This is a genomic window from Streptomyces sp. NPDC051555, from assembly GCF_044454405.1.
In the GTDB taxonomy this organism is placed as follows: Bacteria; Actinomycetota; Actinomycetes; order Streptomycetales; family Streptomycetaceae; genus Streptomyces.
In genome coordinates, this window is the sequence record NZ_JBITDP010000011.1 from 130031 (window position 1) to 142185 (window position 12155).

Here is a 12155-nt window from a genome sequence, read left to right on the forward strand (position 1 = left end):
CCCCGCGCACCGCCCCGCCTCCGCCACTCCTTTCCTCTCTTTCTCCGCCCCCCCCGCAGCCGAGACCTTCGAGGACTCACATGAGATCCCTGCGCACCACGGCGGCACTGGCCACGGCCGTGGCCGTCGCCACCGTCGCGACCCTGCTCGCGCCCGGCGCCACCGCGACCACCGCCTCGACGGCGACCACCGCCGAGGACCCGAACATCCGCGACGTCTGCGAGGACCGCCGCCCCGGCCCCGCCGACCCCGGCGCGTACGGCGTGCAGCTCGACGGGACCTTCCGCCACCCCGCCCTCACCCCGGTCGACGAGGAGCACGAACACTCCTTCCCGGGCCGCAACGAGAACTACGACACCCGCTCGTACATCAAGAACATGAAGGTCGAAGCCGCCTACGAGGGAGCCGACTTCACCCCCGACTTCTTCCACACCTGGCAGAACGTCGTCGACTTCGACGGCCGCCGCTACCTCTTCCAGTACGACCGCTCGGAGGGCCGCGTCTACGACATCACCGACGTGAAGAAGGTGACGGTCGTCGAGAAGATGTCGCGCGCGGACATCGGAGGCGACGAGACCAAGGCCAATGCCTCCTGGGCCGCCAACGACTACTGGGGCGCCTCCACCATCCAGTGGAACAAGAAGCTGCGCGCCTACGTGATGGTGCAGAGCTTCGAGGACAAGCGGCAGATCTCCGAACTCACCGACGAGCCCGGCCACGACAAGTACGGCAACCCGGCCGGCGTCGAGAAGCTCCGCGGCAAGCCCGGCCTGAAGGGCTTCAAGGTCTTCCGTCTGGACGGCCCCCGCAAGAAGGACTGGAAGCTCCTCAGCACGGTCTCCACCGACTCCACCCAGCGGGACCCGCTGTCCTCCGACCCGAACAAGGCCCAGCAGGGCTCCGGTTCGCTCGACGTGCCGTACTGGACCGGCGAGAAGTACATGTTCATCGCCACCGCCCCGAACGACACCTACTCCGGCACCGAATACCCCACCAACCTGCACTCCGCCGGCTACCAGTCCTGGGACATGTCCGACCCCGCGCACCCGAAGCTGCTCGACACCTGGCACCTGCCGGGCCAGCGCACCGGCGAGGACGCGGCGTACCGGACCAACCCGCGCTGCGGCAACCGCACCAGCTGGATGGGCGCGCGGATGCCGCTCTTCATCCCCAAGCCGGTGGAACAGGGCGGGCGTTACGCCTTCGCCGCCATGGGCGGCTACGGCCTGACCGTCCTCGACATCTCCGACCCGGCCGACATGAAGGCCGTCGGCCACCTCGACCTGCCGCCCTCCGTCTCCGGCACCGAGGGCGACAACATCGACGTGTCGCAGTACGAGAGGACCGGGTTGATCTACTACTCGGGCTACCCGCTCACCGAGGACTGCTACGAGCCGTACAAGGACGTCTACCAGATCGACGCCAAGGACCCGAAGCACCCGCGCGTCGTCGGCACCCTGGCCCGCCCGACCCCGCCCAAGGCGGCCGGCTTCCAGGACTTCTGTCAGCGGCGCGGCAGCTTCGGCCCCAAGCGCACCGGCTACTACACCAACCCCGGAAAGCACGACGCCGGCGTCCTCGGGTACGGCTTCTACAACGCGGGCGTGCAGTTCTTCGACGTGAAGAACCCGGCCAGGCCCGAGATCGAGGCGTACTTCGTCCCCAAGGCGTACGGCCCCGAGACCCCGGACTACGCCTACGGCAACCAGACCCACGGCGTGTACGTGGAGTGGGACCGCAACATCGCCTGGGTGCTGACCAATCACGGCATCTACGCGCTGTCCTCGCAGAAGGTCCTGGGACAGCCGCACCTGACGCGCCCCGAAAAGCCTTTCCGCAACAGCGAGTTCTGAGCAGCTCCCGCCCCGCTCCCTCACCGCCAGCTCTCCGTAGAGAAGGACGTCCCCGCCATGGCCGCTCCGGAAAGACCCGCCCCCTCGCCCGCACCCGTGCCCGCACCCGCTCCCGCCGGGTCCCCCGAAGGTCCGTCCCCGCAGCAGCCGGGCCTGGTGCGGTCGCTCACCCACCGCCAGACCACCATGATCGGCCTGGGCTCGGCCCTCGGCACCGGCCTCTTCCTCGGCTCCGGCTCCGCGATGGGCGCCGCCGGTCCGGCCGCGATCGTCTCGTACGCCATCGGAGCCGTCCTCGTCGCGATCATCGCGGTGCTGCTCGGCGAGATGTCCGCGGCCCACCCGGTCCAGGGCTCCTTCGGCGTCATCGCGCACAAGTACCTCGGTCCCTGGGCCGGGTTCCTCACCCGCTGGACGTACTGGTTCAGCGCCGTCGTCGTCATCGGCACCGAGGTCGTCGCGTCCGCGCTCTACATACGCTGGTGGTGGCCGGGCGTGCCGATGACGGCGGCCATCCTCGCGGTCGCGGCGGTGGTCCTCGCGGTCAACGTCATCAACGTGAAGTCTTTCGGCACCACCGAGTTCTGGCTGTCCACCATCAAGGTGACCGCCCTGTGCGCCTTCATCCTGTGCGCCGCCTTCCTCGTCTTCTTCGGCCTGCCGGACAGCGGGGCCACCGGCTTCGCGCACCTCACCGACGACGGCGGTTTCATGCCGCACGGCGCGAAGTCGATCTGGATCGCCATGTCGGTGGTGATGTTCGCGTACGCCGGCTTCGAGGTCGTCGCCATCGCCTCCGCCGAGGCGACCGACCCGCAGCGCACCATCCGTACCGCGATGCGACAACTCGCCTGGCGGCTCAGCGTGTTCTACGTCCTGTCCATCACCCTGGTCATGGCCGTGATCCCGTGGCAGCGCCTCGCCGCCGGTGACGGCAGCGTGGAGGCGAGCCCGTTCGTGCGGGTCTTCACCGACGTCGGCGTGCCCGCCGCGGCCACCCTGACCAACCTCGTGGTGCTCATCGCGGCGATCTCCGCGGCCAACGCCCACCTGTACGGAGCCTCCCGGCTGCTCCACTCCCTCGGCGCCGACGGTCTGGCTCCGGCCCCGCTGGCCGCACTCACCGCCCGGGGCGTGCCGGCCGCGGCCCTGGCCGCGTCCACCCTGGGCATCGCGGTCGCCGCACTCCTCGCCTTCTACGACGTCGGCGGCATCTTCGGCATCCTGATGTCCATCGCCCTGTTCGCGGTACTGCTCGTCTGGCTGCTCATCCTCGCCTCGTACGTCGCCTTCCGCCGCCACCGGGACGCGCACCCGGCGGACTTCACCGGCTTCAGCGTCCTCGGCGGTCCGGTGCTCGCGGTGGTGGCCGGCGCGGGGGTCCTCGCCGTCGCCGCCACCGCGATCGAGGTCCCGGACATGCGCCAGGCGGCAGGGGTGGGCCTCGCCTTCACCGTCGTGCTCCTGATCGCCTACGCCCTGATCGCGGCCGGCCGCCGCAAGCGGGCCTGAGGGCCCGGACCGCCGCGGCGAGCGGTCGGCCGCCCCTGGGCAGGGGCGGCCGACCGCTTCGCGACATGTGTGGGCCGCCCTACCCGACGACCTTCGTCACGACGGGCGCCCCGGCCTCCACCGTGCGGCTGACCGTGCAGAGCTTGTCATGCGAGGTCTTCACGGCACGCGGCAGGATCGCCCGCGCCCGGTCACCGCCTTCCCCCTCGGGGAAGCCGACGGTGAAGGCGACCTCCAGGTCCGTCATCAGGTTCCCCCCGCCCTCGTCCTGCACCTTGTGCCCACTGACGTCGACGGAGAAGACGGCGGGCTCCGCGTGCCGCGAGGTCGCGACCTCCACGTCAGCCGCGGAACACCCGCCGATCGCGGCGAGCAACAGCTCCACGGGCGTGAACCCCTCCCCGGAACCCGTACTGAAGGTGATGGTGCCCCCACGGGCATTGGTGGCGGTGAACAGCCCCGGCCCGATCCGCTCGACGGTGACGGAACGCAGTGATTCAGCAGTCATGCCCCGACCGTAGACCCCCATGCCCGGACCGCGCGCGTCACCTGCGGGCACCGGGTGTGTCGTCGGGGGACGCGGCGGCGAAGCCGGCGAGGAAGGTCAGGAGCGATGTGGTGACGGCGCGCTCCGCCGCCGGGACCTCCCGGGCGGCCCGTTCGACGGTGCGCAGGGTCGCGGCGTCCCGGGGCCAGACCAGGGCGAGCAGCCGCAGGGCCTCCACGCGCAGCGGGCCGTCCGCGCAGTGCTCCACGGCGGCGCGGGTCTCCGGGTCGTCCGGCCAGCGTTGTGCCAGCACCTTGAGGGCGGTCAGGGCTACCCATGGATCCTCGTCCGTCGTCGCCAGCAGGGCGGGGGCCCGGACCTCGTCGTGCCCGGGCCAGCGGTCGCCCGACAGCCGCAGAGCGCTGTTTCGTACGGTGGAGTCCGGGTCACCGATCGCCGCGAGTACGGCCCGCCGCACTTCAGGACGGTCCGGCCACTGCTCGGCCAGCGCCTCCACCACAGTGCTCCGGACTGTGGCGTCGCCATCATCGAGGGCGGCGAGCACGACCTGCCGCGCTTCATCCTCCTGGGGCCAGAGGCGGGCGAGGCTCTGCACGGCGATCCAGCGGACGTCGCCGGCGGCGTCCCGCACGCCCGCCATGAGTGCGGCCCGCAGTTCGAGATCCCCGGGCCAGGTGTATCGGGCGATCTCGAACGCCGTCTGGCGAACGGTGGCCGCGTCGTCACGCGTGGCGGCGATCGTCGCTCGACGTGCCTCGGAGTCGTGCGGCCAGAACTCCGCCATGAATTCGAGCATCTGCCAACGGAGTTTGGGGTCCGGATGGCGGGCGAGTGCGAGGATCAGCCGGCGCACCTCCAAGTCCTGCGGCCACTGCGATCCCAGCCTCCACACCGCGCCGTCCCGAACGTCGGCGGGCAGGGCTTCGTTGCGCGCCAGCGCGAGCAGGATCTGCCGGACTTCGGGTTCCGCGCGAGTTCGGCCACGGAGGGGAAGTCGCGCACGGCGTCGGTCAGTCGGCGGGTGAGGCGGGCGGCCTCGCCGGGGTCGTCGGGGTGGGCCGCGGTGTACCAACGGCCGATGAACGACTCGACCTGTGCCCGGGAGAGGTTTTCCAGCACGTCCATGTTCAGCCGGCCGTGTGTCTGCACCAGCCACTGGAGGTACGCGCGGATCGCGGCGTCCGTCCGGGCGTCGAGGCCGCCCCGGCGGTCCCGGGAGCGCCGGGCCCCGTTCGCCTCCGCGGCGGCGTCCTCGTACCGACGCAGCCAGGACCGGCCGCCCGCGGGCGCGGCCAGCCACTCCTGCCGCATCCGACCGTCCGAATCCAAGGTCCGCTGCCGCGTCCAGGACAGCCATACGGCGACCACCGCCAGGAGGACGTCCGGAGTCTTCGGCAGACGGAACTCCGCGGCGGACTCCGTCGCCCACTCGCTGGCGCGCTGTCCGTGGAAGCGCTCCGTGCCCGGAAGTCCCGTGCGCCGCACCTGCCGTTGCAGTTCGGCTTGGCTCCGCTCGGGCTCCGTGCCGGCCGCGGCCTCCTGCAAGTCCAGCAGCGCCCTGCGCAGTTCCTCACGAGCGAAACCCATGAACCGACACCCCCTGGTCCGCGCGCGCCCGGGGCGGGCGACCCGGGGAGCCGCACTCGGGCGGCGCTGAACTGGCAGGCTATCCGCCCAGTTGCCCGGGGCGCCCGGGTTTCCGGACAGCGGGCGGGGCCGGGGCCGGGGGCGAGAGTCGGGGTCGAGCCGATGACGTCACGTCAGGAGAAGACCATGCCCAGTGCCTCCAAGCCCCACAAGCGCCGCCGCCCGAGGCCCGCGCCGGTGTGCCCCCTCCCGCCGGTCACCCCGTCCTGGCGCCGGACCTGGCGCGAGGGCGGGCACCGCATCGCGCTCAGCCTCGCGGGTTCCACGGGCGCGGCCGCCGTCGTCGTCCTCGAATGGTGGCTGCGCGGCCACTGAGACGCTCCGCACTATCCGCGCCTCGGCATCAGCGCCGGGCGCGGGTCGACGGGGGTGAGGACGCCGAGCCGGTCCTCGATCGCCCGGGCCGCGTCCAGGCACAGGTCCTCCCGGAACGCGCGGCCGACGACCTGCACCCCGCAGGGGAGTCCGTCGACCAGTCCCGTCGGCACGGCCACGGCGGGAACGCCCACGAAGCTGGTCACGGTGCACAGGCGCATGGCCGACCCGACCCGGTCCCGCCCGGCCCGGTCGCGCGACTCCAGCCCCGGCTCGACCGGTGGCTCGGTGAAGACCGGGCCGAGCAACAGCGGGTAGGCGTCGAGGAATTCGGCCCACGAGCGACGGATGCTCAGCCACGTGCCCATCAGCTGCACGAGTTCGGCCGCGCTCGCGGGCGGGGTCCGCTCCATCATCATCGCGATGTAGCGGTCGCCGCCCTGGCCGAGCAGCGTGCGCACCACCGGCCAGGACGGGGCGAACTCGGTCACCGCGATCCGGCCGTACGCCTCCAGGGCCTCGTCCAGTCGCGGTACGTCCGCCACCTCGCGGACGTCGTAGCCGGCGTCCCGGAGCGCGTCGGCCGCGATCGTGACCGCTGCGCGCACCGTGGGGTGGACGCCGTGCCCGCCGGGATCGGCGACGACCGCGACCTTCACGCGTCCGGGGAGCGGCGGGCCGTACGCGGGCACCGGCATGGCGCGCGGATCGCGCGGATCGGTGCCCGCCAGGACCTCGTAGGCGAGCCGGAGATCGCCCACGGTGCGGGCCAAGGGGCCGTCGGTGACGAGTAGTTGGGAGGCGGGTCCGGGGTCGTCCGGGCCGAGCACGCGGTGATCGGCGGGGAACCGGCCCGTCGAGGGCTTCAGCCCGGCCACCCCGCAGAACTGGGCCGGGATGCGCACCGACCCGCCGGAGTCGTTGCCGAGCCCGAGCGCCGCCATGCCGGTGGCCACGGCCACCGCGTCGCCCCCGCTGGAGCCGCCCGGGGTGCGGCTGCGGTCCCACGGGTTGACCGTGTCGCCGAACAGCTCGCTGCGCGTGTGCATCCCGGCCAGGATCAGGGTGGGGATGTTGCTGTGCCCGATGGGGACGGCCCCCGCCGCGCGCAGCCGTGCGACCGGGAGCGCGTCGGCCGGCGCCACCAGGTCGCGGAAGCGCTCCGCGCCGAAGGTGGTCGGCACGCCTTCGATCGGGGTGCTCTCCTTCACCGTGAACGGCACGCCCGCCAGCGGTCCCAGCACCTCACCGGCCGCGCGCCGACGGTCCAGCCGCGCCGCGGCCGCACGCGCGCGCTCGGCCAGCAGCTGCGTGACCGCGTTCACCTGCGGGTTGACCTCGCTGATCCGGTCCAGATGGCTGTCGACCAGTTCGACGGCCGAGATCTCCGCGCCGCGCACGGCCTCCGCCTGAGCGGCGGCCGACATCGTCCAGAGGGCTTCCTGCATGGCTGTTCTCTCCCCGTCATGTTCCGATGCGCTTGCATCGGAACAGCACCGTACTCTGGAACCGATGCGAGCGCATCGCATAAAGTGCTGTCGCAGCGGAGCGCTGAGGGAACTGCGGGGAAAGGCGGGGTCGGACATGCCCAGGCAGGTCGATCACGAAGGGCGGCGGCGCCTCATCGCCGAGGCCGTCTGTCGGCTCGCCGACGAGCGCGGGCTGGAGGGCGTGACCCTTCGCGACGTCGCGGCCCGCGCGCAGGTGTCGATGGGCGCCGTCCAGCGCTGTTTCCACACCAAGGAAGAGATGCTCGTGTTCGCGCTCGGACACATCAGCGAGCAGATCATGGAGCGTGTACGGGCCCGTCTCCTCAGGAGCCCGGCCCAATCGGCCGCAACCTCCCTCGGGCACGCGGCCACGGAGATCGCGCTGCTCAGGGAGGAGCACCGGACCGAGGCCAGGGTCTGGCTCGCCTTCGTCGCGCAGGCCACCGTCAGCGAGGCGCTCGCGAAGACGCTGAAAGCGAACTACGCGGCCCTGTACGAGGCGTTCACCCGCCTCATCGCGGAAGCCGGCCGGGACACCGACGGCCCCGCGCCCCTCGACCCGCAGCGCGAGGCCCGCACCCTCATCGCCCTCGCGGACGGCCTCACCACGCACGTCCTCATCGGCAACCTCACTCCCCGAGAGGCCGAGGAGGTCCTGCACGCCCACCTGGCCGCCCTCTGGGGGTGAGCCGCGAGTCGCCCCGGGCGGAGGCACGACCGCTTCAGCAGTCGAAGACCGACCAGCAGATGTCGTTGCGCAGGCGCTGGTCGTCGAGCACGAGGTCGCGGATCGCCGCCGGGAGCTGCTCGCGCTGCCACCGGCATTCGCGTCGAGCGGCGGCCGCGCCCTCCGCTTCCGGTACCGAGGCGCGTACGGCCTTGATCGCGTAGGCGGCCGCGCCCAGCTCGTGCGCGGCCACGTGGGCGACGGCTCCGGCCTGGCCGGCGGCGTACGCGGCGTGCCGGGCCGGCCCGCGCAGGTCCCTGGCCGCGCCCATCGCGTGGCCGCCCGCCGCGCGCGCCCGCATCATTTTGACCTCGCCGCGCACCCAGGCCCGTGCCTGCTCGATCGCATGGCGGGGGCGCGGGTCCTCGGGCCTGACCGACTCGAAGAGGTCGAGGACGTGCTCCGCACACGCTGCGGCCCACAGGGCGAGGAGCCGGTGGTCGGCGTCGGTGAGGGTCCCGCCGCGGCGGAGCGTCACGAATCGGGGATCGCGCACCGTCGGCAGGATCACGACGCCGACCCCTGCTCGCGCAGGGACAGGTCCAGGGCGCTCATCAGCAGGGCGACCCGGCCGCCGGTGGCCGGCGCTGCCGGGTAGCGGCGCAACACGTCGATCAGCAACGGCGTCGCACGCCGGCGCGACCGCTCCAGCAGGGCGTCCCCGATGGCGGGATCCCCGCCGGCCTCCAGCTCCCCGACGCGTGCGGCGTTCGCACAGGCCCGCAGGATGTGGCCGACCTGGCCGGCCCGGGCGATGGGGTGCAAGTACGCGGCCGCCGCGGCGTCACCGGCGGACCGTGCGGCCAGCCGCGAGGCTTCGGTAGGGGCGGACCGGGCCGCGCGATGTGCGTCGACGGCCGCGGTGCGTTGCAACGCCGTCCGCTGGGCGCCGTTGACGAAGCCCCGGGCGGCGTCGATGGCCGCGCGGGGGCGCGGATCATCGGGAACCGCCCGCTCGAAGATCGACAGGACGTCCTCCGCGTGCCGCACCGCGTAGTGCGCCACGACGCGCAGCTCGTCCATCGTCAGGTCGAAGTCACCCGACACCGTGTGCCTGCTCTGTGTCATGCCTCTGGATCGTATCCTTGAACGCCCGGTGGAGACTTTTTGCCGCCCGAACCGCACGGACAGCGCCCCAACCTTCAAGTGGAGGTCACATGCGACCCGTGGACCTGGCCCGTCGCCACGGCCTCTCCACGCAGGCGGTCCGCAACTACGAGGACGCCGGCATCATCGCGCCGGCGCGCCGGAGCCCGGCGGGGTACCGGGACTACACCGCCGTCCACGCCGCCGGTCTCGCGGCCCACCTGGCGCTCGTCCCCGCCTTCGGCCACTCGACCGGTCGACGCATCATGCAGGCCGTCACCGGCGGTCGGCTCGACGAGGCACTGGAGCACGTCGACGCCGGGCACGCGCTCCTGGCGCGCGACCGCGCCACGCTACGGGCCGTCGAAGCCGGTCTCTCGCACCTCGCGGCGGCCACCCCGGATACGGCGGCCCGCACGCGTGCGCCCTACAGCATCGGAGAACTCGCCCGTCACCTCGCGCTCGACCCGGCCACCCTGCGCAGCTGGCAGCGGGCCGGAATCCTCACCCCGCCGCGTGACGCGCGCACCGGACACCGCCAGTACCTCGCACGGGACGTGCGCGACGCCGAGCTGGCACACCTGCTGCGCCGGGGAGGCCAGCCCCTGGGCGCCATCGCCACGATCCTCGGGGAACTCCGCGACGCCGGCGGCCTCGATGCGCTGAGCGCGAGCCTCGGACCGTGGCAGCGCGAACTCACCTCGCGCGGCGTGGCCCAGCTGTACGCCGCCGGTCGACTCGCCGCGTACATCGACGCCCTGGACCACGAAGGCGGAGCCCGCGCGGCACTACCGGTCGCCGAGGGCTGAGCGCGCCGGGGAGTCCCGCCTCGGAGCGCACCAGGGCCTTCGCAGGGGCACGCGCCCTGCCGCTCGGGTGGGGTCGCGTCCTATGCTCGCTACTCCGCACTCCGCACTCCGCGTACGAGGGGGCCGGTATGGGGACGGACGGGGCGGTACCACAGCGGGCGCAGGAGGCACGGCGGCAGGAGCGGTTGCTCCGCGAGCACTGGCAGGCCGCCCGCCGGCAGGCCCTGCGGTGGACTGCGGTCGGCGAGGGCGAACAACGGGTCATCGCCCAGTTGTTGGTGCTGACCGCGCGCGGGTGGCGCCTGCTCGTCAACCGCCGATGGGCCGGGACCGGGAGCCGGACGAGGGCCGGAACCGGGGCGCGGACGGTCGGTGCGGACGTGCTGCTGGTGGGGCCCGGCGGCGTCTTCGTCATCGACGTCAGGGCCGGCGGGCAGCCGGGGGACGGGCCGGCGGCCGAGCTGCTCGCTGCCACGAAGGTCACCGAGAGCGCGGTGGCGTCCCTCGGGATGTCGCCCGTGGCGATCCAGCCGCTCATGGTGTTCGCCGGGCGACGCGTCGACGCGGACCACGGTCGGATACGGCTCCTGGGCGAGCACGAGGTCGGACGCGTGCTGTTGTCGCAACCGCACCGGTTGCGGGCGGCGTCGGTCCGGGCGATGGGCGATCATCTGGAGCGGTTGTTCCCCGACCACGCGGGGGTGGCGGTCGACCGGTTGGTGCCCCCGGACGTGACGCCCGAGGGTGAACAACCAGACGTAGCCGAGGGCTTGTTCGACCTCGGCGGACTGCGCGAGGCGGCCCTGAAGGGGGCGATGCGGGCGCCGATCGAGCAGTGGATGACCTTCCTCCACCCCGATCAGGTGGCGCTCGTACGCCGCAACTGTTCGGGCCCGGCCCGCATCAGCGGCCCGGCGGGCACCGGGAAGACGGTCGTGGCCCTGCACCGGGCGGCCCACCTGGCCCGGCGCACGACCGGCCGCATCCTGTACGTCACCTTCGCCAACAACCTGCCCCGCGTCCAGCACACCTTCCTGGGCACCATGGCCCCGTCCGTGTCCGACCGGGTGGACTTCCGCAGCCTCCACTCCTGGGCCCAGGAGTTCCTGCACCAGCGGGGAGTGCCGGTGCGGCTGCACGGGGACAAGGCGGAGACCGCCTTCAGCCTCGCCTGGAAGGACGTAGGCCGTGGAAGCCGACTCGCCGCGCTCGACCCGGGCCCCACGTACTGGCGCGAGGAGATCGACTACGTCATCAAGGGGCGGGGCCTGACCCGCTTCGAGGAATACGCGACCGTCCCCAGGCGGCGCCGGCGCGCGAGCCTCAACCGGACGCAGCGCCAGTCGGTGTGGGAGCTCTACGAGGCGTACGAAGCGCGGCGCGCCGAGCGCGGTGTCCACGACTTCAACGACGTCCTCTCCCTTGCCCTGGCCGAAGCCTCGCTCCGGCGCGAGCGGCCCCCGTACGCGGCCGTCATCGTGGACGAGGTCCAGGACCTCACCCTGGTCGGCGTGCTCCTCCTGCACGCGCTCGTCGGGGACGCGCCCAACGGTCTGCTGCTCGTCGGCGACGGCCAACAGACCGTGTACCCGGGTGGCTTCCGTCTCACCGACGCGGGCATCGACATCCGCGGCGACCGCGGCCAGGTGCTGCGCACCAACTACCGCAACAGCAAACAGATCCTGGACGCGGCCCTCGCCGTCGTGGCCGACGACACCTTCGAGGACCTCGACGGCCTGCGCACATCGGGCCGCCGCGACGTGGACCTCACCTACCACGACGGGGACGTCGTACGCGTGGTCGCACCGTCGGCGGACGCGCACGACGGGCAACTCCTCGACGCCCTGAGGTCCTTGCCGGTCGGCGCCCTCGCCGATACCGCGCTGCTGTGTCCCACGGTGCGCGCCGTCGGCCACTACCAGCGGCTGCTCGCGCGGGCCGGTATCGCGGTGTGCCCGCTGGAGAGCTACGACGGCCGGGCCGTCGACGCGGTGAAGGCGGGCACCTACCGCAGGGCCAAGGGCCTGGAGTTCAAGAACGTCTTCCTGCCCCGACGCGATGCGCAGGGCGGGCCCGGGACGCCGACCGAGCCCGGATCACAGACGCCCGAGACGGCCCGGGAGCACGACGAACTCCTGCGCAGCGGGCTCTTCGTGGCCATGACCCGGGCCCGTGACCTCCTGTGGCTCGGCAGCGTCACTCGGTGAG

12 protein-coding genes are annotated in these 12155 nt (G+C 72.8%); 6 read left to right on the forward strand and 6 right to left on the reverse strand.

The window, feature by feature from the left end; all coding sequences use genetic code 11:
* Positions 1 to 80 precede the first annotated feature (80 nt).
* Both ACIBEA_RS22800 and ACIBEA_RS22805 read left to right on the forward strand, forming a co-directional pair.
* The gene (locus ACIBEA_RS22800) at positions 81 to 1853 is read left to right on the forward strand and encodes a hypothetical protein (RefSeq protein WP_399263676.1); all 1773 of its coding nucleotides are present in this window, start codon (positions 81 to 83) and stop codon (positions 1851 to 1853) included.
* A gap of 57 nt (positions 1854 to 1910) precedes the next feature.
* Positions 1911 to 3365: an amino acid permease gene (locus tag ACIBEA_RS22805; protein ID WP_399263678.1), complete on the forward strand. Its 1455-nt coding sequence runs from the start codon at positions 1911 to 1913 to the stop codon at positions 3363 to 3365.
* Positions 3366 to 3444: 79 nt separating this feature from the next.
* Here ACIBEA_RS22805 and ACIBEA_RS22810 read toward each other — a convergent pair whose 3' ends face one another.
* Genes ACIBEA_RS22810 through ACIBEA_RS22820 form a run of 3 tightly spaced genes read right to left on the reverse strand, consistent with a single transcriptional unit; the run spans position 3445 to position 5460 of the window.
* Positions 3445 to 3873, reverse strand: a complete 429-nt coding sequence (locus tag ACIBEA_RS22810; protein WP_399263681.1) for an OsmC family protein — start codon at positions 3871 to 3873, stop codon at positions 3445 to 3447.
* A gap of 37 nt (positions 3874 to 3910) precedes the next feature.
* Positions 3911 to 4726 carry a HEAT repeat domain-containing protein gene (locus ACIBEA_RS22815; protein WP_399263683.1) on the reverse strand — a complete coding sequence of 272 codons (816 nt, stop codon included), beginning with the start codon at positions 4724 to 4726 and terminating at the stop codon, positions 3911 to 3913.
* Entirely contained in the window at positions 4714 to 5460 is a 747-nt protein-coding gene (locus ACIBEA_RS22820; RefSeq protein ID WP_399263685.1) for a hypothetical protein, read from the reverse strand. The genes ACIBEA_RS22815 and ACIBEA_RS22820 overlap by 13 nt, the downstream gene beginning before the upstream one ends.
* 186 nt (positions 5461 to 5646) lie before the next feature.
* On the opposite strand from ACIBEA_RS22820, the gene ACIBEA_RS22825 reads away from it, so the two are divergent.
* Entirely contained in the window at positions 5647 to 5835 is a 189-nt protein-coding gene (locus tag ACIBEA_RS22825; RefSeq protein ID WP_399263687.1) for a hypothetical protein, read from the forward strand.
* Positions 5836 to 5846: 11 nt separating this feature from the next.
* Here the strand turns inward: ACIBEA_RS22825 and ACIBEA_RS22830 are convergent, their stop codons facing one another.
* Positions 5847 to 7283 carry an amidase gene (locus tag ACIBEA_RS22830; protein WP_399263689.1) on the reverse strand — a complete coding sequence of 479 codons (1437 nt, stop codon included), beginning with the start codon at positions 7281 to 7283 and terminating at the stop codon, positions 5847 to 5849.
* A gap of 136 nt (positions 7284 to 7419) precedes the next feature.
* On the opposite strand from ACIBEA_RS22830, the gene ACIBEA_RS22835 reads away from it, so the two are divergent.
* Complete coding sequence (locus ACIBEA_RS22835) at positions 7420 to 8013, forward strand: TetR/AcrR family transcriptional regulator (protein ID WP_399263691.1); 594 nt, start codon at positions 7420 to 7422, stop codon at positions 8011 to 8013.
* Between the two features lie 34 nt (positions 8014 to 8047).
* Here ACIBEA_RS22835 and ACIBEA_RS22840 read toward each other — a convergent pair whose 3' ends face one another.
* Complete coding sequence (locus ACIBEA_RS22840) at positions 8048 to 8563, reverse strand: putative immunity protein (RefSeq protein WP_399263693.1); 516 nt, start codon at positions 8561 to 8563, stop codon at positions 8048 to 8050.
* Positions 8560 to 9120 carry a putative immunity protein gene (locus tag ACIBEA_RS22845; protein ID WP_399263694.1) on the reverse strand — a complete coding sequence of 187 codons (561 nt, stop codon included), beginning with the start codon at positions 9118 to 9120 and terminating at the stop codon, positions 8560 to 8562. Before ACIBEA_RS22845 ends, ACIBEA_RS22840 begins: the two co-directional genes overlap by 4 nt.
* A gap of 89 nt (positions 9121 to 9209) precedes the next feature.
* Here ACIBEA_RS22845 and ACIBEA_RS22850 point away from each other — a divergent pair, with 89 nt between their 5' ends.
* Together ACIBEA_RS22850 and ACIBEA_RS22855 are read left to right on the forward strand one after the other, a co-directional pair.
* Entirely contained in the window at positions 9210 to 9947 is a 738-nt protein-coding gene (locus tag ACIBEA_RS22850) for a MerR family transcriptional regulator (RefSeq protein WP_399263696.1), read from the forward strand.
* 128 nt (positions 9948 to 10075) lie between these two features.
* Positions 10076 to 12154: a UvrD-helicase domain-containing protein gene (locus ACIBEA_RS22855; protein WP_399263698.1), complete on the forward strand. Its 2079-nt coding sequence runs from the start codon at positions 10076 to 10078 to the stop codon at positions 12152 to 12154.
* The last annotated feature ends 1 nt before the right edge of the window (position 12155 follow it).

Coding starts and splice junctions, on each gene's coding strand:
- ACIBEA_RS22800 (WP_399263676.1), top strand. CDS start 81: ATGAGATCCCTGCGCACCACGGCGGCACTGGCCACGGCCGTGGCCGTC.
- ACIBEA_RS22805 (WP_399263678.1), top strand. CDS start 1,911: ATGGCCGCTCCGGAAAGACCCGCCCCCTCGCCCGCACCCGTGCCCGCA.
- ACIBEA_RS22810 (WP_399263681.1), bottom strand. CDS start 3,873: ATGACTGCTGAATCACTGCGTTCCGTCACCGTCGAGCGGATCGGGCCG.
- ACIBEA_RS22820 (WP_399263685.1), bottom strand. CDS start 5,460: ATGGGTTTCGCTCGTGAGGAACTGCGCAGGGCGCTGCTGGACTTGCAG.
- ACIBEA_RS22825 (WP_399263687.1), top strand. CDS start 5,647: ATGCCCAGTGCCTCCAAGCCCCACAAGCGCCGCCGCCCGAGGCCCGCG.
- ACIBEA_RS22830 (WP_399263689.1), bottom strand. CDS start 7,283: ATGCAGGAAGCCCTCTGGACGATGTCGGCCGCCGCTCAGGCGGAGGCC.
- ACIBEA_RS22835 (WP_399263691.1), top strand. CDS start 7,420: ATGCCCAGGCAGGTCGATCACGAAGGGCGGCGGCGCCTCATCGCCGAG.
- ACIBEA_RS22845 (WP_399263694.1), bottom strand. CDS start 9,120: ATGACACAGAGCAGGCACACGGTGTCGGGTGACTTCGACCTGACGATG.
- ACIBEA_RS22850 (WP_399263696.1), top strand. CDS start 9,210: ATGCGACCCGTGGACCTGGCCCGTCGCCACGGCCTCTCCACGCAGGCG.
- ACIBEA_RS22855 (WP_399263698.1), top strand. CDS start 10,076: ATGGGGACGGACGGGGCGGTACCACAGCGGGCGCAGGAGGCACGGCGG.